This is a genomic window from Neptunomonas sp. CHC150 (assembly GCF_030397555.1).
In the GTDB taxonomy this organism is placed as follows: domain Bacteria; phylum Pseudomonadota; class Gammaproteobacteria; order Pseudomonadales; family Balneatricaceae; genus Neptunomonas; species Neptunomonas phycophila.
This window is the reverse complement of the sequence record NZ_JAPNXU010000005.1, coordinates 105,166-126,495: the sequence shown is the minus strand read 5'-3', so window position 1 is coordinate 126,495 and position 21,330 is coordinate 105,166. Positions and strand designations below refer to the sequence as shown.

The 21,330-nt window shown below is 45.8% G+C and carries 18 protein-coding genes and 1 tRNA gene; 8 read left to right on the top strand and 11 right to left on the bottom strand.

What is annotated here, in order from left to right; all coding sequences use genetic code 11:
- The first annotated feature begins 106 nt into the window (after positions 1-106).
- The 4 genes from OW491_RS05020 to OW491_RS05005 all read left to right on the top strand — a co-directional run bounded on the left by OW491_RS05020 (position 107) and on the right by OW491_RS05005 (position 5,650).
- The gene (locus OW491_RS05020) at positions 107-943 is read left to right on the top strand and encodes a quinoprotein dehydrogenase-associated SoxYZ-like carrier (protein ID WP_290034937.1); all 837 of its coding nucleotides are present in this window, start codon (positions 107-109) and stop codon (positions 941-943) included.
- Positions 943-1,884 (top strand): quinoprotein relay system zinc metallohydrolase 1, encoded by a 942-nt coding sequence (locus tag OW491_RS05015; RefSeq protein WP_290034935.1) that lies wholly within the window; start codon positions 943-945, stop codon positions 1,882-1,884. Before OW491_RS05020 ends, OW491_RS05015 begins: the two co-directional genes overlap by 1 nt.
- 222 nt (positions 1,885-2,106) lie before the next feature.
- A complete protein-coding gene (locus OW491_RS05010) occupies positions 2,107-3,873 on the top strand; it encodes a PQQ-dependent methanol/ethanol family dehydrogenase (RefSeq protein WP_075173141.1) in 1,767 nt (588 codons plus the stop codon).
- 259 nt (positions 3,874-4,132) lie between these two features.
- The gene (locus OW491_RS05005; protein ID WP_215151237.1) at positions 4,133-5,650 is read left to right on the top strand and encodes an aldehyde dehydrogenase family protein; all 1,518 of its coding nucleotides are present in this window, start codon (positions 4,133-4,135) and stop codon (positions 5,648-5,650) included.
- Between the two features lie 92 nt (positions 5,651-5,742).
- On the opposite strand, the gene OW491_RS05000 is transcribed toward OW491_RS05005, so the two are convergent.
- Complete coding sequence (locus tag OW491_RS05000) at positions 5,743-6,303, bottom strand: DUF3750 domain-containing protein (protein WP_290034933.1); 561 nt, start codon at positions 6,301-6,303, stop codon at positions 5,743-5,745.
- Between the two features lie 186 nt (positions 6,304-6,489).
- Here OW491_RS05000 and OW491_RS04995 point away from each other — a divergent pair, with 186 nt between their 5' ends.
- The gene (locus tag OW491_RS04995) at positions 6,490-9,642 is read left to right on the top strand and encodes a transporter substrate-binding domain-containing protein (RefSeq protein WP_290034932.1); all 3,153 of its coding nucleotides are present in this window, start codon (positions 6,490-6,492) and stop codon (positions 9,640-9,642) included.
- A 62-nt stretch (positions 9,643-9,704) separates the two neighbouring features.
- On the opposite strand, the gene OW491_RS04990 is transcribed toward OW491_RS04995, so the two are convergent.
- The 7 genes from OW491_RS04990 to OW491_RS04960 all read right to left on the bottom strand — a co-directional run bounded on the left by OW491_RS04990 (position 9,705) and on the right by OW491_RS04960 (position 16,870).
- Positions 9,705-10,745 (bottom strand): TIGR01620 family protein, encoded by a 1,041-nt coding sequence (locus OW491_RS04990; RefSeq protein WP_290034931.1) that lies wholly within the window; start codon positions 10,743-10,745, stop codon positions 9,705-9,707.
- Positions 10,745-12,178, bottom strand: coding sequence for a YcjX family protein (locus OW491_RS04985; protein WP_290034930.1), 1,434 nt, complete (start codon positions 12,176-12,178; stop codon positions 10,745-10,747). Before OW491_RS04985 ends, OW491_RS04990 begins: the two co-directional genes overlap by 1 nt.
- A gap of 168 nt (positions 12,179-12,346) precedes the next feature.
- Entirely contained in the window at positions 12,347-12,784 is a 438-nt protein-coding gene (locus tag OW491_RS04980) for a nuclear transport factor 2 family protein (RefSeq protein WP_246283365.1), read from the bottom strand.
- Between the two features lie 74 nt (positions 12,785-12,858).
- Entirely contained in the window at positions 12,859-13,407 is a 549-nt protein-coding gene (locus OW491_RS04975) for a DUF3833 domain-containing protein (protein WP_215151243.1), read from the bottom strand.
- Positions 13,358-14,695 carry a cyclopropane-fatty-acyl-phospholipid synthase family protein gene (locus tag OW491_RS04970; protein WP_290034929.1) on the bottom strand — a complete coding sequence of 446 codons (1,338 nt, stop codon included), beginning with the start codon at positions 14,693-14,695 and terminating at the stop codon, positions 13,358-13,360. Before OW491_RS04970 ends, OW491_RS04975 begins: the two co-directional genes overlap by 50 nt.
- 7 nt (positions 14,696-14,702) lie before the next feature.
- Positions 14,703-15,500 carry a DUF1365 domain-containing protein gene (locus tag OW491_RS04965; RefSeq protein ID WP_290034928.1) on the bottom strand — a complete coding sequence of 266 codons (798 nt, stop codon included), beginning with the start codon at positions 15,498-15,500 and terminating at the stop codon, positions 14,703-14,705.
- Positions 15,497-16,870, bottom strand: a complete 1,374-nt coding sequence (locus tag OW491_RS04960) for an FAD-dependent oxidoreductase (RefSeq protein ID WP_290034927.1) — start codon at positions 16,868-16,870, stop codon at positions 15,497-15,499. Before OW491_RS04960 ends, OW491_RS04965 begins: the two co-directional genes overlap by 4 nt.
- A gap of 139 nt (positions 16,871-17,009) precedes the next feature.
- On the opposite strand from OW491_RS04960, the gene OW491_RS04955 reads away from it, so the two are divergent.
- From OW491_RS04955 to OW491_RS04945, 3 genes are all read left to right on the top strand, one after another.
- Positions 17,010-17,564 (top strand): sigma-70 family RNA polymerase sigma factor, encoded by a 555-nt coding sequence (locus OW491_RS04955; RefSeq protein WP_178969447.1) that lies wholly within the window; start codon positions 17,010-17,012, stop codon positions 17,562-17,564.
- Positions 17,561-18,220, top strand: coding sequence for a ChrR family anti-sigma-E factor (locus OW491_RS04950; protein WP_075173130.1), 660 nt, complete (start codon positions 17,561-17,563; stop codon positions 18,218-18,220). Before OW491_RS04955 ends, OW491_RS04950 begins: the two co-directional genes overlap by 4 nt.
- Before the next feature lie 237 nt (positions 18,221-18,457).
- Positions 18,458-19,762, top strand: coding sequence for a PAS domain-containing methyl-accepting chemotaxis protein (locus tag OW491_RS04945; protein ID WP_290034924.1), 1,305 nt, complete (start codon positions 18,458-18,460; stop codon positions 19,760-19,762).
- A 62-nt stretch (positions 19,763-19,824) separates the two neighbouring features.
- Here OW491_RS04945 and OW491_RS04940 read toward each other — a convergent pair.
- From OW491_RS04940 to mutY, 3 genes are all read right to left on the bottom strand, one after another.
- Positions 19,825-19,900, bottom strand: a tRNA-Phe gene (locus OW491_RS04940).
- Between the two features lie 67 nt (positions 19,901-19,967).
- A complete protein-coding gene (locus OW491_RS04935) occupies positions 19,968-20,243 on the bottom strand; it encodes an oxidative damage protection protein (RefSeq protein WP_075173128.1) in 276 nt (91 codons plus the stop codon).
- 13 nt (positions 20,244-20,256) lie between these two features.
- The gene (gene mutY / locus OW491_RS04930; protein ID WP_290034923.1) at positions 20,257-21,324 is read right to left on the bottom strand and encodes an A/G-specific adenine glycosylase; all 1,068 of its coding nucleotides are present in this window, start codon (positions 21,322-21,324) and stop codon (positions 20,257-20,259) included.
- Between the last annotated feature and the right edge of the window lie 6 nt (positions 21,325-21,330).

Here is a 21,330-nt window from a genome sequence, read left to right as displayed (position 1 = left end):
AAGTACAGGGTAAAAAGTACAATAGACGCTTGTTCGTCTTTCTTTATATGATTTGGTAATACATTTAGATAACAGTAACGAACAATAATAATTAGGAGGGTCGCTGATGCGTACCTTTCCAGCGATACTGGTTCTACTATACCTTTGTGTGCCCATGGCGGCATGGTCACAAGTTAATAATGAGTTGATAACTCAGGCCTCTCATAATGACACTGAGCGTGCTGAACAGGCTGACCCGCTTAACTCACCTGTGTGGCATTACTTGCGTGCTCGATTTTTAGGTGAGTCGCCATACCAATTTGACGATCGAGTGGTTGTTTCCGTTCCCCCTTTTGCAGAAGACCCAACGCAAGTTCCTTTGTTGGTCGATGTAAGCGCGATAGACGAGCCTTTGCTGCGTCTAGTGGTATGGGCCGATCTAAATCCAATCCAGCATATCTATTCGGTTGAGTCGGCAGATCGTCACTTACCCCGTATCGCGATTCGCTTTAAGGTTCAGCAAGCAACGCCAGTCCGGGCGGCCGTGCTAACAGAGTCGGGTAAATGGCTTGTGGGTGGCCAATACTTAGAAGCCGCGGGCGGCGGATGCACGGTGCCAAGCATGGCTAATGCAAGCCCTTACTGGGAAAGTCATTTAGGCGAAATCGAAAGCCGCAGCTTTGAGCGCGCAATGAACAGAGGGCGCTCCTCACAGCGCTATAAAGTGAAAATCATTCACCCTATGGATACAGGGTTAGTGTCAGGGATTCCTGAATTTTACATCCAACAATTAGAAGTAAGACGACCCGATCAAGCGGCTATCTTGTCGATGGAGCTCTCTCAGCCGGTGAGTGAAAATCCTGTGTTTACGTTTGATATGAGTTCCGCTTCAGTAACGGCTCAAGATCGTTACACATTGTGGATGCGTGATAATAACGGCAATGTATTTGAGCAGGCTTTGTGATGGCTATTAATAAGGCCGCAGGGCGTTTTCTGGGGTTAATCTGTTGCCTTTTTTGGGTGAGCACAGCGGCCACGGCCAGCTCACTTAGTTATGAGCTAACACCTCGTTTAATCGCCAAGGATACTTGGCTTTTGCAGGGAAAATTGGAAGACTTTAGCCGTGACAACGGAGCAAATATTGTTAACACGGCGTTTATTGTTACATCAGAGGGGGTCGTTGTTATTGATTCGGGGCCCTCAAAGCGATACGCGCAAGCATTCAGGAGCGCTATTGCTTCAGTGACAGATCAGCCGGTTACGGACGTCTTTATTACACATCATCACCCCGACCACTTCCTTGGTAATCAGGCTTTTGCTGATGTGAATATCTGGGCGCTGCCAACCACGGGGCGGCTCATTGCCGAACAAGGGAATGTGTTTGCAGAAAACATGTACCGTTTGGCCGGTGATTGGATGCGCGGAACTGAGGTTTTAATGCCCAATAAACCGCTTGATCAAACAGCAATGACGATAGGTGATCATCGTTTTAGGTTTCTCTCTTTAGAGGGGCATACTGGCGCTGATCTGGCTATTTTAGATGAAACGACAGGCACTTTGTTTGCGGGTGATTTGGTTTTTTATCAACGAGCCTTAACAACACCGCACACGCCGGGAATAGATCAGTGGCTGGCTGATCTCGATAAATTAGCTGCACTGGAAGTAGCCCTTATTGTTCCGGGGCACGGGCCGGTGGATGCTAAAGGCAAGTCAATTGAACAAATGCGGGCATATTTGGTTTGGCTAGACAAAACGCTGACCCAAGCGGCCTTTGAAGGCTTAAGTATGAACGAAGTCATGAAGATACCAACCGAACCTGAATTTGCTGATATTGCATTGACGCAGTATGAGTTTATTCGAACCGTGTTTCACCTGTACGCCGGCTACGAGGAAGCGGCTTTTTAATCTGCAACAACTGGCAGTTTAAGCGCTTTCGGGCGCTCTTTTTTTGTCTGGACCTTCGCTGCTTTGCAACAGAAGTAGTACTAAGTGAGTATGAAATTTGTCCTCGGGTTGAATTGTTGGAATTGCGCAAAACTTCACAATGAAGGCATTGATCTGGGAAGTGTTCCCGGTTCACTCCTTGAGCGCCCCACAATAATAAACGATTCCGTAAAGGAGCTAGTAATGAAACATACGACTCTGGGTAAAGGTTTTGCAGTAAGCTTGCTTGCAGCGGCCATTTCTTTTTCAACTGCTGTAACGGCAGGCGTGACAGACCAGGACATTCTAAACGATCAAGCAACCACTGATGATGTTATCTCAAACGGTATGGGCCTTCGTGGTCAGCGCTATAGCCCTTTAACGAAAGTTAACGGCGATACAGTAAAAGATTTGCGACCTGTTTGGGCATTTTCATTTGGCGGTGAAAAGCAGCGTGGGCAAGAATCTCAGCCCGTTGTTAAAGATGGCGTTATGTATGTGACGGCTTCTTATTCTCGTGTTTTTGCGATCGACGTAAAGACTGGTGATGAGCTATGGCAATACGATGCTCGCCTGCCTGACGCTATTATGCCTTGCTGTGACGTTATTAACCGTGGTGTTGCTTTGTACGATGATCTGGTGATCTTTGGTACGTTGGACGCTAAGTTAGTCGCGCTAAATAAAGATACTGGTAAGGTAGTTTGGAAAAAGAAAGTAGAAGACTACCAAGCAGGCTACTCATTAACAGCCGCACCTATCGTTGTTAAAGGTAAAGTAATCACGGGTGTATCCGGTGGTGAATTTGGTGTTGTTGGTAAGGTTGAAGCGTACGATGCGAAAACAGGGCAACTTGCTTGGACTCGTCCTACCGTAGAAGGCCATATGGGTTATGTCTGGAAAGACGGTAAAAAAGTTGAAAACGGCATCTCAGGCGGTGAGGCTGGTAAAACATGGCCGGGTGATATGTGGAAAACAGGTGGTGCGGCTACATGGTTAGGCGGTACGTACGACCCTGATGTCGATTTGCTGTTCTTTGGTACTGGTAACCCAGCACCGTGGAACTCTCATTTACGCCCTGGTGATAACTTATTCTCATCTTCTCGTTTAGGTATCGATCCTGACGATGGCAAAATTGTATGGCACTTCCAAAGTACACCACACGATGGGTGGGACTATGATGGTGTAAACGAGTTAATCTCGTTTGACTATACCGCTGAAGGTAAAACCATCAAAGCGGCCGGTACCGCTGACCGTAACGGCTTCTTTTACGTACTTAACCGTGAAAACGGTGACTTCATCCGTGGCTTCCCGTTTGTTGATAAAATCACTTGGGCAAAAGGCCTAGATGATAAAGGTCGTCCAATTTACGCGGATGCTTTCCGTCCGGGCAACCCAGCAGAAGCTACCGACGGTAAGCAGGGCTCATCCGTTGTTGCTGCACCATCTTTCTTGGGTGGTAAGAACTGGATGCCAATGTCTTATTCTAAAGACACCGGCCTTTTCTATGTTCCTTCTAACGAATGGGAAATGGATATTTGGAACGAGCCTGTTTCGTACAAAAAAGGTGCTGCTTACTTAGGTGCTGGCTTTACGATCCGCTCTATCAATGAAGACTACATTGGTGTGTTGCGCGCTATCGATCCTAAAACAGGTAAAGTGGTTTGGGATTATAAAAACTACGCACCTTTATGGGGTGGCACCATGGTTACCGCGGGTAACTTAGTATTTATGGGTAACCCTGAAGGCTATCTAATGGCATTTGATGCCAAAACTGGTGAAGAGAAATATAAGTTCAATACCGGTTCTGGCATCGTAGGCACGCCAATTACTTGGGATATGGACGGTGAGCAGTACGTATCCGTTGTATCAGGTTGGGGTGGTGCTGTTCCATTATGGGGTGGTGAAGTGGCTAAGCGTGTTAAAGACTTCAACCAAGGCGGCATGGTGTGGACGTTTAAGCTTCCAAAATAATGGCTTGAGTTGACTCCTTTGATTGTGGAAAACCCGGACTATGTCCGGGTTTTTTTATGAATAACAGTAGCTTAGCTTTTAGATTTCGCATCTGCGATTAAGCCGCGTTATTTGATATTGGTACCAAAGTAGTAGTTTTTCAATTCCAACGGGCGATACCTCTGCAAGGGCCCCTCTCGCTACTATCAAACCGTGACTAATGACTTGCACCTGAGCCTTACAAAGGACAGGGCTGGATAACAATAAAGAGGTCGATAAAATGATTTATGCACAGCCAGGAGCCGCAGGCTCAGTTGTAACTTTTAAAGAACGTTACGGTAACTTCATCGGTGGCGAATGGGTAGCACCGGTAAAAGGTGAATACTTCAAAAATGTATCCCCTGTAAATGGCGAAGTATTCTGTGAAATCCCACGCTCAACAGAAGAAGATATTAATTTAGCACTAGACGCAGCTCACGCGGCTAAGGATGCCTGGGCAGCTACATCTGTGACTCAGCGCTCAAACATTCTTTTGAAAATTGCTGACCGTATCGAAGAGAATCTCGAGAAGTTGGCTGTAGCAGAAACATGGGACAACGGTAAAGCGGTACGTGAAACATTAAACGCTGACGTCCCTTTGTGCGTTGACCATTTTCGTTACTATGCCGGTTGTATCCGCGCACAAGAAGGTTCTATTGGTGAAATCGATGGCAATACCGTTGCTTATCATTTCCACGAGCCGCTGGGTGTTGTTGGTCAGATTATCCCATGGAACTTCCCGCTATTGATGGCTGCTTGGAAGTTGGCTCCTGCATTAGTGGCAGGTAACTGTGTGGTAATGAAGCCTGCAGAGCAAACACCAGCTTCTATCCTTGTTTTGATGGAAGTAATTGGTGATCTGTTACCTGCTGGCGTATTGAACATTGTTAACGGTTTTGGTGCAGAAGCAGGCCAAGCGCTAGCAACAAGTAAACGCATTGCTAAGATTGCTTTCACAGGTTCAACACCTGTTGGTTCGCACATCTTGAAATGTGCTGCTGAGAACATCATCCCATCTACCGTTGAACTAGGCGGTAAGTCTCCTAACATCTACTTTGAAGATGTGATGGATCAAGAAGATGACTTTATCAGTAAGTGTGTTGAAGGTACGGTTTTGGCCTTCTTTAACCAAGGTGAAGTATGTACTTGTCCTTCTCGCTTATTGGTACAAGAGTCAATTTACGAGCAGTTCATTGAGAAAGTTATTGAGCGTATCGGCCAAATCAAGCGCGGTAACCCATTGGATACTGACGTGATGGTTGGTGCACAAGCTTCTCAAGAACAGTTTGATAAGATCTTAAGCTATTTGGATATCGGTCGTCAGGAAGGTGCTCAGATTCTGACAGGTGGTGCTTCTGAAAGCCTAGACGGTTATAAGAGCGGATACTACATCCAGCCTACACTGATGAAAGGCACAAATGATATGCGTGTCTTCCAAGAAGAGATCTTTGGCCCTGTTGTAGCCGTAACAACGTTTAAAGATGAAGCTGAAGCGCTAGCAATTGCTAACGACACTGAGTTCGGTTTAGGCGCTGGTGTATGGACGCGTGATATGAACCGCTCTTACCGCATGGGACGTGGCATCCAAGCTGGTCGTGTGTGGACTAACTGCTATCACTTGTATCCTGCTCACTCTGCATTTGGCGGTTATAAGAAGTCGGGTGTTGGTCGTGAGACACACAAAATGATGCTTGAGCATTATCAGCAAACGAAAAACATGCTGGTTAGCTACGACATCAACCCACTAGGTTTCTTCTAAGCTTCAGAAACAGTAGTGATTAGGTGGCCGAAGGCCATCTCAAAAAAAGCCCCGAAAGGGGCTTTTTTGTGTGTTAAGTGGTGTGAGTCCAACTATTCAGCGTAGCCGCTGCCGATGGCTTTTAGGGGGAGGGATGCGTTTAGGCCGTCAACTTCTTTAATAACCCAAGCGGGGAATGTATTGCTATTTGGGCCGGGGAAAACGCGATAGTTATTTTTCCAAGGGTAACGATTAACAGCATCCTCTATTTTTGGGATAAGCTCGGACGCTTTTTTTCCTTGTTGGTTGTAGATTAACTCGGGTTTGGCACCGTACCAGTATCTATCTGGGTGGACTTGTTCCGAAATAGTTAGCGCAGGTAACCCTCGTTTAACGCGAAACCCTACAACCTCATAAACTGTATAGTTTGGTGCATTTTGGGGCTTGACGGCTATCCATGTGTGAACAGCGAACCACCCTCGCCATCCCCATGCATCAGCGGCATAAATTTGTACAACTGCTTCAGAGGTTGTGGCCGGGTTAGGGGCTATACCTGCCGGTTGCCTACTAGCTGATTGCCAACCTTCTGTGGAGCATCCAGCAAAGATAACTGCACTGAAAAGTAGGGTAAAAAGCGGTGCAAGGCGTGGAAAGCCTCTTTGGTGTACGTGCATGATACTTAGCTCCTTAACTTACCCACTCGAGGAATTTATAGATTCATTATTTATATAGAAGTCTGGTTTGGGATTATGCACAGAAACAATCTGTTCTTATTATCGGCTTTTAGATGGTCGCATAGGTCAAATTTGATACAATGATCGTCTAATTTCAATGATCTGCAGCGAGCAACGGACAATAATTTGGCTTTCAGAATAAGTGTGTGGTGCAGCCGTATTACGGTTTTTTTCTGGTTGTGTTTTGTCTCGTCTTTTGGGCTAGCGGCCTCTGATATTGCTCAAGCTGAAAATAGTACAACTTCCTATAAAACGGACAATAATAATAGCGCCTCTGTAGAAGCGGTTAGCATCTATTTTAATTGGCAGCATCAGTTTGAATTTGCGGGGTACTACGCGGCTCAGCAGCAAGGGTATTTTGAGGAAGCGGGGCTGTCAGTTACCTTTATTCCCTATCAGACAGGTAGCAATGTTATTGATTTAGTGAGTGCTGCCCACGGCCGTTACGGTGTTATGGATAACCGTATCGTCTTATCGTATCTCGAAGGCGAGCCGGTTGTTTTGCTGGCTAATATTTTCAAGCACCCACAGCATATCATTATTACGCAACCTGATATTCAGACGCCTTCGCAATTAAAAGGTAAAAAAATAATGGCCATGCCCGGGGAGTTAGAAACGGCTGGCTTGATGACAATGTTGCGTCAGTTTTATGTTGCAAAAGATGATTTTGAAACCGCCCCTCATGAGTTTTCTGTGGATGCTTTTGCTTCTGGCGAGGTGGATGCAATAACGGCGTTTAGTAGTAACCAGCTATACGAGTTAGAGCGTTTGCATATTCCTTACAACATTTTAGATCCTAGCCGTTATTCTGGGGACTTATATGGCGGTAATTTGTTCACCTCTGACGCTGAGGTATACGCGCATCCACAAAGGGCTCAACGATTAACTCAAGCCGTTCTCAAAGGTTGGCAATATGCATTAGATCACCCCGAAGAGCTAATCCAGTTAATACATCGTGATTATGTGGGCACTAAAACTGTTGAAGGGTTAACGTTTGAAGCCGACAAAATCAGGGATGCTGTTCGTCCGAGCGTCTATCCTATTGGTAGCATTGATCTGGAGCGTTTACGTCAAATCGCATCAATTTATATTGAGCATGACTATCACGTTAAACGTCTGAATATCGAAGGGATGCTATTTGAGCCCTCGGACGCGGCTTTGTCCTTATTAGGCTTAACAAGTACTGAGCTGGATTATATTAAACGCCACCCCGTGCTTAACGTGCACAATGAAGAAAATTGGCCTCCTATCAACTTTGCAGTTAACGGTAAGCCCAGCGGTTACTCAATAGAGTTTATGAATTTGTTGGCGAGTAAGCTGGGGGTCCGTATTAATTATATTACGGGTAACGACTGGGATGCTTTCATGGATATGCTAGACGACGGGCGTCTAGACATTATGCTGAATATTGTTGAAACCTCTGAACGTTTGAAGCGGTTTATTTACACACCTCCCTACTTGTCAGCGACCACTGGCATTTTTGTGCGCAGTAATAGTAGTAATGTTTCTGTTCGATCCTTGGATGACTTGGCTGGGAAAACAGTCGCAGTACCCAATGGCTTTTTCTTGAATGAGCAGTTGAAACGTTATTACCCAAACATAAAAATTAAAAACTATACCGATTCTATACAATCCATAGAGGCGGTGGCGTCAGGCGATGTGGATGCCGTGGTGGGTCGTAGCGGTGTTATTAATTATTTAGTCGAGAAGCAATTCATCAATAATGTTGTGATGTCGACGGCGGTAGAAGATCCGCGTTTCACCAGCCAAATGCAATTGGCTGTCGACAAAGATGAGCCTGTCTTACGCGATATTTTAACTAAAGTAATGGCGAATGTTACGGAAAGCGAAACAACGGCGCTGCGCCGTAAATGGGGACAAAACAGCTTTGCTAAAGAAAACTCATTATCGCCCGCTGAGCAAGAGTATTTACTGTCTAGAGAGCCGATTCGTGTTTGTATAGATCCAAAGTGGATGCCCTTTGAGGGATTGGATGTTGAGGGACAATTTATAGGAATGGAATCGGACTATTTCATGCTTTTTGAGCGCTTTTTGCGCATACCTTTCGAAATAGTTAAAACCACTTCTTGGACGCAAACTTTGGAATATGCGAAGGAGCGCCGTTGTGATTTGGTTTCCTTGGTGATCGAAGATAAACAAACTTCTGGGTTCTTGAACTTTACTTCGGCGTACTTAAGTTATCCCTACGTTATCGCTACGCGCCAAGATCAATTGTTTGTGGAAGATGTTAACCAAGTACTTGAAGAGCGCGTTGGTATCGTCCGTAGTTATGCTTTATTTGACGAGTTCTCGCGTCGCTTTCCCGCTACTGAATGGGTTGCCGTTGATGATGTTGAAGACGGCTTGCTAAGGGTTCAATCGGGAGAATTATTTGGGTTAATCGATTCGGTCCCGAGTATCGGATACGCCATGGCTGAGCTTGGGTTAATGGATATTCGCATTACCGGTAAAATAGAAGGTCAGCGCCTATTACGCACGGGAGTGCGAAATGATGACCCGATATTGCTAAGCGTCATGCAAAAAGCGGTAGCTAGTTTAGACCAAGACGATCATCAAGATATACGCCGCCGCTGGAGCCCGTCTAGCGTTCAAACGAAAGAGGACTACACCCTAGCACTGTGGATATTAGGGGTGAGTGTGTTGCTCTTAAGCTTTATGGTTTATCGGCAAATTACACTCCGACGCTACAACGTTCGTATACAGGAAGCATTTGAGGAAAAAGAAAAAGCGAACTTGGCACTACTTGAAAAGACGGCCTTGCTTGAAAAAATATCGATTACTGATCCGCTAACTCAGGCTTATAACCGTCTTAAAATCAATACGATACTACAGCATGAACTTCAGCGTGTACGGCGTTATGGCGGTAATTTTTCTATACTTTTATTAGACCTTGACCACTTTAAAGATGTGAATGACACCTACGGTCATCCAGTGGGCGATCAGGTATTAAAGACTGTTGTAAAAGTTATTCAAGACGGCTTAAGAAGCACTGATTCGCTAGGGCGCTGGGGCGGTGAAGAATTTATGGTGATTTGTCCTGAGACTAAGCTGCGTAATGCCGTGCTCGTTGCCGAAAACATCCGTCGTCAAATCGCATCGACCCTCTTTGATGTGGTTGGGCAACAGAACATTAGTGTTGGTGTAACGATGCACCAACCTGGGGATACTTTAGAAGCCATGGTAATGAGGGCTGATGAAGCCCTTTATCAAGCAAAAGATGCCGGGCGAGATCAGGTTGCTTCTGTGCCCAGTTTGTAAGGCAACAGTAAACGCACCGATGAGGGGGCGTTTACATCCTTGCTAGCACATAGCTAAGGCTTTTATTTTTGAGATGACTCGCTACTCTGCCGTGCAACATCGGCAATAATCGACTCGCTAATTTTGTTTAGTTCTTTCTGCGCATCTTTTGTCAACGGTAGCGGGCGACACAACTTGATTGCCTGAAATCCAGAGCGTGCTGTAAATAAGCTAGCGCCAACACCTTGCCCAGCGCGGGCCGATAACGTGGTCGTGATAGAGGCTCCCAGTAAGTGTGAACCCGCGTGGATAGTTATTTCACTCAGCCCAGCAAACGCAATGTTGTGAAGCACGCGCTTAAGTAGCTGCCATTGTGTGGCTGCGCCGGGGGCAATTCCATAGATCTCGGCTAGTTCGCGTAGCATTTTGATGTTTCGCCACCCGACTAGGTACATATCAAACGTAGCGTATGGGCTTAGCGCGACCATTAGGCCTGATTGAACACTGTTGCGTTGCACGCACTTGCGTGCGGCGGCGTCTTGCTCGCGAAGAGCGTGGTCGGATATGTAGCGAATGATTTCACTGTCGTTATACGCAGAATCAACCTGGCGAATCGCGTCTTTGAAAGGCCGGTTGAGGTCGGTGTTGTCATATAACTTGTCCAGTTTTTTTAAAAAAGGCGCAGCCTCCCCATGTGTTTTTTGACTTTGTAAGGTGATGGCTTCTTGCTGAAGACGCTCCGCTTCCTTTAATTGACGAAGCCCTTTGAAGCTACCGTATAGCCACACGGCACCGGAAATAATAGTGATTCCAGTAACGGTTGTGCAGATGCCTCCTAAAATAGGGTTGAGATCATAACCCCAGCTAATAAAACGGTAGACTTCGCTGACTATAGCCCCTGTTAGTACGGCGGTTATTGCTGCCCCAAAGATGCGTGACCAAAGGCGTCGCTTCTTTTTTGGTGGCGGGGTTTCAGTAAGTACTAGTTCGCTGTCGTCAGAGGCGGTAACTGAGTCCGGAGCAAAAACATGCGGTTCCATGGGAGGTTCTTGAAACTGTGATGTTTGGCTGGTCTGTTTAGGATCGATAAAAACAGGCTTTTGCCATGATGGCTGGTCACTCATTAGAATAGGTCTCCTGTAAGGTATTCCAAGGCCTGATCAAGGCGAATATGGTGTTCGGGCCGAAGGTCACTGCTGGGAAGTTTTTTGGGTGCAAAGTCGACAAACTGGAAGCGGCTGCTATTCCAGTCGTTATCCGTAGGTAGCTCAACAGGAACCTCTCCAGGGAATAAGGCTACCACTTCGCCCGTTGATTTATCGTAACCCTTAAGACAAGAGATTTGCTGACCATCTAGCTTAGCTTGAGCGGATTCAGTAGAGCGAATGGACGCGACGGCCAGACAGGCTGTGTCGATTTCTTCAAAGCGCATATCTCGCTGTGCATCTTGAATGATGAGTTCTAAAAACTTATCTAAGTTATGGTGCTGGTTCGCCGTTACATGGTCAGCTTTTGAGGAGGCAAATAAAACTTTGTCGATGCGCGGGCTGAATAGCCGACGTAAAAATCCAGACGAGCCATAGTTAAAGCTTTGCAGGATATCTGTGAGCGCGAGCTTCATATCATCAAAGCATGGCTTGCCGTTATTGAGTGCTTTCAAGCAATCAACAAGTACAACTTGGCGATCAAAACGTGAAAAATGCTCGCGGTAAAAGCGTTTGACTACTTGCTCTCGATAAAGGGTATAGCGTTGCTGCAAAAGCGCATAGGCGGAATCAGGCGGAACATCACTTTTATCCACCGCAGGAATAATCGGAAAAAGTGTTAGGAGCGGATCACCAGCCATGTCTCCCGGCAAGATGCAGCGGCCCGGTTGCAACAAGCTAAGCGCATAAGGTTGCTGCCGAAATAAGTGAAGTAAGGCGGTGTACTCGCGGCTTAGCTCGTCAATACGCGACGTATCCGCAGGCGCTAGCCAATCAAATGATTCTTGAGCCTTTAGCCAGCTTTGAGCAAGGCTCGCTCTTGGCTCCAAAGCAAATAGCTCACGTTGTTTGTCGCACCATTGCTCAAAGTTATGATTAAGTAGTGGGAGATCTAGTAACCACTCACCAGGGTAATCGATAATATCTAAATATAGGGTGGCCGAATCGGTGACTAAGCGTTTAAGGCGATTCCCCGGTTTGTACTTGATCGCTAAGCGAACCTCCGATAAGCCCGTAGTGGATGGCGGCCATTGCGGTGGCTCTTGTGATAAGGCGCTTACGGCATCCTTTAAAGGGAACGGGTGTGGAGATTGATCGCTAATATTTTTGACGCTAATGATGCGATGGTCACCGGCTGCGCTAAAAAAGGGAAGTGATTTATTTTGATGGGCGTGCAGTAGGTGATGGGTCAGGGAGGTGATAAAAACCGTTTTGCCACTTCGGCTAAGTCCGGTAACGGCAATTTTAATGTGCTTGTCCAGTCCTTGATCTATAACATCTTTAATTTGCTGCTGCACATCATCTACAAAGTCAGTGCCGACTAAGCGCTTTATTTTTGATCCCAATCCCATTCTTTTCTCCTGAATAGCGGAAGAACGATGCTGTCATTGGCAAAATGAACATAAAAGCTCGCAGCATCAGCACCAGTTATGACCGCTAGTAGCCACTCAAGTGCCCCTCTTTGTTCATAGTAGATTGCGGCAAGAAGGTAAATTACAAGGTGTTTAAGGCGAGATAGGTCATTTTAAAATGCTTATTTTGCGCTTTATTAACCGTAAGATGTAACCAATAACAGGAATTTTTTCGTAGAAGTGTGTTGCTGCATCCCAATAGTCCTGATGGTGCATGATGCGATAGCTTCCATCCAGTGTGAGCTCGCTTACCCCTGTAAAGCGCCAGGCTTTTCCTGAAGCTGTTAGCACGCCACTAAAGTCCCAACTGACAAAGCATTTGTTTCCAGAGAAGGCGATAGATTTCACATCAAAGTGAGGTGTTTGGACGTTATCTATAAAATGCGTCAGTACTGCCATTACGCTGTCATAGCCACTTGCTTTATTAAAGGGGTCTATGAAGCATATATTAGGTGCAGCAACGGCTGTTAAACGGTTGAGAGATAAGCGATCGAGCGAGTTAAAAAAGGCAATGTAGTTCTCTACTGCTTTTTGGGCACGGATCATATCATTCACGGTTTTGCTCTTTACTAACGTTAACTAACCACATGGCTCTGACTTGGACTTAAGAGATTAAGTTGTTAAAAGTGAGTGTTAGTGGGTTGCTTATTGAAAAAAAGTAATACGGTGCCTAACTCTATTCCCCATTTACTCACGGTCGCTTTGTTGATCATTACATCATCAGATTGTAAAAACATCCAATCGTTAAATTTAACCTTATAGGACTTCCCCCCAACGGGTAGCATCATGGTGTATTTCCAATTGAGTGCATTGCCAGCCACTAGCCCTTGAGCCTTGCCGATTATGTCATCGGCTTGGCCTTCATATCGGTTCTTACCGGTTTGGGTAATGGTCCAGATGCGTTGATCAGTCTCTCCGTCGTTGTAAACAAAATCTTCAACCAGAACGAGTTTTCCATCTTGCTGGCTGCCATTAATGGTCACTTTAAAGCTGCGTTTGACGTTGCCGAAACGGTCTTCAAATAATCCCCAAGCGTGAGTCGTACCCAAAAAGTAGTCGTCTAATACAAAGTGGGGTTGTGTGTTGCTAAACTCCTCAATATTCATAGAGCTGCAACCATTAACCATGATGGCCATGAGTAGGCACACTGTGAGGCGTCGTATTCGCATTGGGCTCTCCTTGCTTTTGAGTTTGAGTGGATGAAAGCAAACTACAGCAAAGGGGCTTTCTGATTTTGAACAGGCGTACATCGATCGAGCGATAGCGAAATCCACTCTCACAGTAAGCCAGATAATACTCCCACATGCGTTTAAAGCGCTCATCATAGCCTTGTGGCTTAATGCTTTCCCAGCGCTGCATGAAGGTTTCACGCCACTGCCGTAGCGTTTCGGCATAATCTAAGCCAAATTCGAGTTGCTCTTCCATGTGCATGCCGTGTGCTTGGGTTAAATCCCTGACCTTCTCTGCGGTGGGTAGCATGCCTCCTGGAAATATGTAACGCTGGATAAAGTCGGCATTATTGCGGTAGTTTTCGAAGCGTTTGGGTTCGATGCATATGATTTGAAGTACGGCGGTCCCGCCGGGTTTTAGTGATGCGTAAAGCTTCTGGAAGTAGGTATCCCAATGAGCTTCCCCAACCGCTTCAAACATCTCTATTGATACGATACGCTCAAATGTTTGATCGATGTCTCGGTAGTCCTGGAAGGCGAGCTTAATACGATCATTAGCCTCCAATTGAGCGACTCTGTGATTGGCATAGGCGAGCTGCTCTTTAGATAGGGTTACACCGTAGAGCGATAAATTATCTTGCTCGCTAACCGTCTCGGCAAAGCCACCCCAGCCACATCCTATTTCTAAGATCCGGTCGCCACTTTTGGCTTCGCTCATTGAAAGTATGCGTTGATATTTGGCGTTTTGGGCTTGGGCAAGCGTCAGGCTAGTGTCTTCAAATAACGCTGAAGAGTAGGTCATGGTTTCGTCTAACCACTCTTGATAGAAGTTGTTGCCTAAGTCGTAGTGGTAGGCAATGTTTTTGCGGCTGCCCCGCTTGCTGTTGTCGTTTAAGCGGTGCCAGATTCGGTTGATTAGCGCAGAAATGGAGCGGCCGGCAAACGCAGTGCGTAAAGCGTCTTCGTTGTACATGGCCCAATCAGTTAGTGTGATGAGGGAGTCGCACTCCCAGTCGCCTGCCATGTAGCTTTCAGCCCAGCCTAACAGCCCATTCACGCTGCTTTTAAGGATAGCGCGGTTGCGTTTAAGCTTAATAACGGGGGCTGCCACATCGCTGTTAGGATGCCCTATTACGATACGGTCTCCGCTTTTAGTGACGATGTGAATAGCTGTTATGTTAGCGGCGTTAAGCGTGCTAATTAGTTTTCTAAGAAGCCAGCTATGGTGTGGATTTGTGCTCGATTTGATTAACTCATGTGGTTTAGTCGTAGGCTGAATTCGATTCATAACTGCTTTACCGTTTGCTCGAGTGGGTTGGCTGACCGTGAGAAATTAAATGACTAGGAGCAGCGGGGCGTTTGACAAGCTTGACGCCTTTACCCCAAAGCTTGAGTGCTTCCCAGTGGATAGCGACAATAACCTTTACTGTATTCAGAGGGTGCTTGAAGAGCTGTTTTGTAATGACAGACTGGCTGAGAGTTTCGCGCTGCCCTTTCCAAACAGCTGTCATGATTGGCTTGCCTTGGTGTGTTTGGTTAATAGTGAGTGCCAGCTTTTCTTGAGGTAACTTGAACGTAAATTGGTAAGTGCATTCCATCGGCATAAATGGAGATACATAAAAGTGCTTATCGGCTTGGTGTTTGTAGAGCTGGGTATGTGTCGCTGTATCTGGGTTGTTGATAGGGACTAGATAATGATGACGTTGTTTGAAGGTGTTACGTACTTCGTATAAAACGGCATTTAGATTCTGATTGGCGTCATAGCAAAACCAGACAACAAGTGGATTAAAAACATAGCCAAGACAGCGAATTTGACACAATAGCTCTACACGCTCCGGTATGGGTAAGTGGTTCTCCTGCATAATGTCATTAATAAAAGCTCTAGGCGCTCGGCCGTCGGCAAAACCATAATCACTATCATGGAAGCTAAATAAAGCGCCTTTATTCCAGCTAAATCCGCGTAGATCGCGATGTAATGTACCTAACTCGTCGATATCGATAAGCCAGCTAGAAAGGGAGTATTCAAAGCGATGTGATTTTGGGGTAAATCGTTGATGCATCACATCGCCATGATAAAGCGCAGACCGAATCATGCTGTTGCTTCCTCGATAAGGCTATCCGTTACGGTTTGTTCTAGGAAATCTGATGGCGCTGGAATTCTGTCATACATGCCGTGAACATCCCAAGGTCGTCGTACGCCACTAATTTTCTCAGCAACTAATAAGCCCGCTTGAATCCCATCTTCATGGAACCCAAAGCCGCACCAAGCACCACAGAACCAGGTGTTATGGTTTCCTTGTATGTCCCAGAGATCTATTTGTGCCTTGTCCGTATCTTTATTAAAAATAGGGTGGTCGTATAAAAAGCTGGCATGCACTGAGCCTTTAGCAGGCTCTTCGAATGGGTTGAGCGTCAAAATCATTGGTTGTTCTGTTTTTAGATGTTGTAGCTTGTTCATCCAATAACTTACGCACAGGGCGCCTCTGCTGTGTGTGTTGTCGCCAAGATAGTTCCAACTTGACCATGCGTGTTTACGACGGGGCATTAATTTTGTGTCGCTGTGTAAAACAGCTTTGTTGCGCTCGAACCGAAAATGGGAAAGTACATCTATTTCATCTTGGCGGGGGTCGGCAAGCAGCCGCAACGCTTGATCGGCATGGCATGCAAAGACTACATGGTCAAATTGCCATTGGTCGCCTTGCCAGTCAGTGATTAGGGCTTTGCCGCCAAATCTACGAACCCCTCGTATTGAGCGGTGCGTTAAAATGTCTCCACGTATTTCTGCACATAAACGTGTTACATACTCTCGGCTGCCATTATTGACGGTATGCCATTGTGGGCGGTCTTTAACTTGGAGTAAGCCGTGGTTTTCACAAAATCTTAAGAACGGTTTTGCTGGGTAGTCGAGCATTTTCTCCATGGGAGTTGACCATATAGCTGCTCCCATCGGTAAAAGATGATCATCTCTAAATGAATCGCTATAACCTTTGTCTTTCAAAAGTTCCCGTAGTGTCATGTGGTCGTCTTTAACAAAATCAGGATCACTACTTTCTTTGTAGAACTTTAAAATGTCGCTAACCATTTTAATAAATGAAGGTCTTACAAGGTTGCTGCGTTGGGCAAATAAACCATTTAAACCACTCCCTGAATATTCCAGGCGGCCTTTATCCATTGAAACACTAAATGACATATCGGTTGGGGATACAGGGACGTCCAAATGTTTAAACAATGAGACTAAGTTGGGATAATTAGGTGGGTTAAAAACAATAAACCCCGTGTCGACAGGAATAATATTCCCTTCATTCGTTTTAACATCTACAGTATTGCTGTGGCCACCAAGCCGATCATTTTTTTCAAATACGGTAATCTCAACATTGGTTTGTTGAGACAAATGCCAAGCTGCGCTAAGTCCTGCTATACCAGATCCTACTACGGCGATTTTCAAAGGTTTAGATGCATGCATGGTGTAGTCCGTTTTTAATTTGCAGATGTTCATTTGGTAGCTCTCATTACGGACTGAAAAGAAAACTAGATCAAATTAGTTATGGGTGATCTAAATCGCTGTTAGTATCGTAAAGATACACATGAAACAGGAAGCTAGAATGCAAGATGAATCCGATCCTCGTGATCAGATCAAACATTGGAATACATGCCTTGAGCGCATTGCCTCAACGGGCGACAAGCACATGTATATGGATTTCTATGACCATTTCGCCCCGCGGCTTAAGTCCTGGCTGTTAGGTGTTGCGAAAGATGACGTTCTGGCTGAAGAACTCACACAAGAGACAATGATGACTGTATGGCGTAAAGCCAAACAGTACGACAGCAAAAAAGCAGCGGCGAGCACATGGATTTTTAGAATAGCGCGCAATCTACACGTAGATCATCTGCGTCGGCAGCGTGTTAGGGATAAGGCCGTTCTTGTTTATGACGAGTGTGAAACTGTTAATTACGATGCCCATGCAGATAGTTTTCGCATTCGGGATGAAATTAAAAAATTACCGGTACAGCAAGCCCAAGTGATTTATAAATCTTATTTTGAAGGCAAAAGCCATCAAGAAATATCCGACGAGATGAGTTTACCTCTAGGTAGTGTTAAATCTAGCCTACGTCTCGCCTTTCAAAAACTAAGTAAAGCAGTGAGGTCGGAAGCATGAGTGCACATCATCATCCTGACGACGCAACCCTCATGAGCTATGCAGCAGGAGCATTGCCTGAGTCGTTTGAAACATTAGTTGCCTGCCATCTGCAGTTTTGTACACGGTGCAAACAGCGTATTCGTGAAGCGGAAGATATTGGTGCGGCATTACTGGAAGCCGCTGAGCCTACAACTAACCGCGGTCGGGACCAGTTTTTTGCTCAATTGATGCAAGAGCCTGATATTGATCCGATGATGGACTCAGTAATCGCTGAGAGTGCTGCAATGACGAGGCAGCATGCTTTTCCAGCACCGCTGCAACAACTGCTAAAGAATGGCGATACTGGGTTAGCATGGCGACGTCTTGTTCCAGGCATACAGCAAATTCGTATGGAAACCCGTGATGGCGGTTTGCGCTTATTGCGTATCCAACCCGGCATGAGTATTCCTATTCACACTCATCATGGCAGTGAGATGACCTTAATATTAGACGGATCCTATAGCGATGAGTTAGGGCGCTTTAAACCAGGTGACGTAGCCGATTTGGACCCGACAGTCGAGCATCAGCCTATTACAGATGGTAACGTTCCTTGTATTTGTTTAGTGGCTACTGATGCCCCTATGAAGTTTCAAGGCCTTCTACCAAAGCTCTTACAGCCATTTGTCGGCTTATAAACTACTCTCCCGTCTATAGAATAAACCGGCGTACAGCCGGTTTTTTTATGCATATTAAATGCGAATAAAACTCAATAATAAGCGTATCCAATCTAAGACAAAAAAATAAAGCCGATTTCTTTACATAGGGATAACCCTAAACTACTTTTAAAGCAATGATATAAATAAAGTTCAGTAAATCAATGCTTTATTAATGCTAGATTAACAACGGCGTAAATTATTATTGAGGTTTCCCATATGTTTAATAGAAGGCTAAAAGAGCAATTCAATTCAACTGTTAACGAGCTGGATGCTCTTAAAAGCTTTTCAGATGCAATTATGGGAAATATTGCTGTTATCGAGTTTAATCCTGATGGGACTATCATTACGGCTAATGACATTTTTTTGAATGCGGTAGGCTATGAACTCGATGAAATTGTTGGACAGCACCACCGTATTTTTTGTAGCGCTACATTTTCCTCCTCGCCTGAATATAAAGTGTTTTGGGAGCGCTTGGGTCAAGGAAGTAAAGAGGGCGGGATATTTTTGCGCCGTAATAAACAAAACGAAGATTTATGGCTAGAAGCAACATATTTTCCCGTAATGGCAGACGGTAAAGTTTTAAAAGTTATTAAATTTGCAAGCGATGTGACGGCCGATAAAACGTCATTAAACACTCAATTAGCTACGCAAGATGCAATAAATCGGTCCATGGCGGTAATTGAGTTTACCCCAAAAGGTGAGATCATAACGGCGAATGCTAACTTTGAAGCGGCCGTGGGCTATAGCTTGTCAGAAATTCAGGGTCGCCATCATGAAATGTTTTGTTTCGATGAATTTTATCGGGACAACCCTGATTTCTGGAAGGAGCTGGCCAACGGTGAATTTAAGTCAGGGCAGTTCAAGCGAAAACAAAAGTCAGGACAAACGATTTGGTTAGAGGCTACATACAACCCTATTTATGATGCCAAAGGTAGGGTTATTAAGGTGGTTAAGTTTGCCTCAGATATTACGGCAAGAGTGGAGCAGCAAGCGTCGATTAGGGAAGCGGCCCAAGTGGCTTACGAAACGTCAGAAACAACCACCACCGCGGCTGCTCATGGCGGTGAGACGCTGAGAAAATCCGTTGATATATCGGCTGGCATTGAGCGCGAAGTAGAGAAGTCATCTAATTTAATCGACAGTCTTAACCAGCAATCCCACGAAATATCCAAAATTGTGACCACTATCAGCAGTATAGCTGACCAGACAAACTTGCTTGCTCTAAATGCGGCTATCGAAGCGGCGCGGGCAGGAGATCATGGGCGAGGGTTTGCTGTTGTGGCGGATGAAGTTCGTCAATTGGCAGCTCGAACATCAACATCAACGGTTGAAGTAGAGAACATGGTGAAGCAGAACAGTGATTTAACCAGTAAAGCCAGAAATAGCATGACCAAAGTCAAAGAGCAGGTAAACAATAGTAATCAGTTAGTTAATGAAGCGCATGGCTTAATTACAGATATACAAGGTGGTGCTCGTCATGTAGCTAAAACCGTCGAAAAGCTACTGGGGGTGCAAGGGTAGTTTTTGGTAGTGTAAAAACTAAAAAACCTCGTTTTCTATTAAGAAATACGAGGTTTTAAAGATGGTGCCCGGAGGCGGAATCGAACCACCGACACGGGGATTTTCAATCCCCTGCTCTACCGACTGAGCTATCCGGGCAACTCAAGAGGCGCGTATTTAATCGTGTCAGCGCTTTCTTGTCAACTGTTTTTGTTAACTTTTTATGTTATGCCTTTGATGGAGGCACATAGCCTTCGGCTTTGATGTAATCCTCACCGTCCATAAACTTTTCCATTTCTTCGGCTAGCACTTTACGCGTGTTTGGGTCCATCAAGCTCATATGCTTTTCGTTGATAATTAGTGTTTGGTGCTCGATCCACGCTTGCCATGCTTTTTTTGAAATGGTGTCATAGATTTCTTGGCCTTTAGGGCCTGGATAAGGAGGCTTGTCTAAGCCTTCTAACTCTTCTTTAAATTTTCTGCACATGACGGTACGAGTCATGGGTGTCTCCCGGTTAATCAATTTGAGCAGTATGCTGTTCTAACAGGCGCTTTACAGGCGCTGCTAGGCCGATATTGGGCGGTTGGAGTATGTTATACCAGAGTGTGGATTGTCCTTCCATGACACAGTTTATAGGGGTATTGCTGGCGGAGGACGCAAGCGCTATCCGAACAGGCGTTATGTCTAAGTGGTAATGACTAAAGGTGTGCCGAACAGGTTCAAGCGGTATGGCGCTGTCTAAGTCTAAGTCTAGACCCGATTCAGTGGTTGCGTCGCGTAAGTCGGTTACTTCGGGGAGGCTCCACAACCCACCCCAGATGCCGGTAGGAGGGCGTTGGCATAATAGTGTTTCGCCACGGCTATTCTGAACCAGCAGCATGATGGTTTGTTTAACCGGTTGAACCTTTTTGGGCTTTGGGTGTGGGAAGGCGCTTGGCGTTCCTCGTTTTAAGGCTTCACAGGCACTTTCAATTGGGCAAAGTAAGCAGCTAGGTTTGCTTCGGGTGCACAGGGTTGCGCCTAAATCCATCATGGCTTGGGTGTAATCGCCAACGCGCTCATAGGGGGTGTTTTGTTCGGCATACTCCCACAAGCGTTTCTGGTTAGCGGTGGTACCTGTCCAGCCTTCTACAGCATAAAAGCGAGCGAGTACTCGCTTTACATTTCCATCTAATATAGCGGCTCGTTTTCCAGTGGATATCGACAGTATTGCGCCAGCCGTTGAGCGCCCTATGCCAGGTAGGTCAGCCAGCTCCTCCACTGTTTCAGGGAAGTGCCCGTCATAGTCGCGGCTAATAATTTGTGCCGTTTTATGCAGGTTACGCGCGCGGGCGTAATAACCTAGCCCTGTCCATAAGTGGAGAATATCATCTTGTGGAGCGTCAGCGAGCGCGTGCACATCGGGAAACTGCGCAATAAAGCGTTCGAAGTAGGGGATAACTGTGGTTACTTGGGTTTGCTGCAGCATGATTTCAGAAATCCACGTGAAATATGCTGTTTTCTTTGCTTGCCAGGGCAGAGTATGGCGGCCGTGCTGATCAAACCAATCCAGCACGGCGGTATTAAACTGTGAAGGTGTCATGTGGGA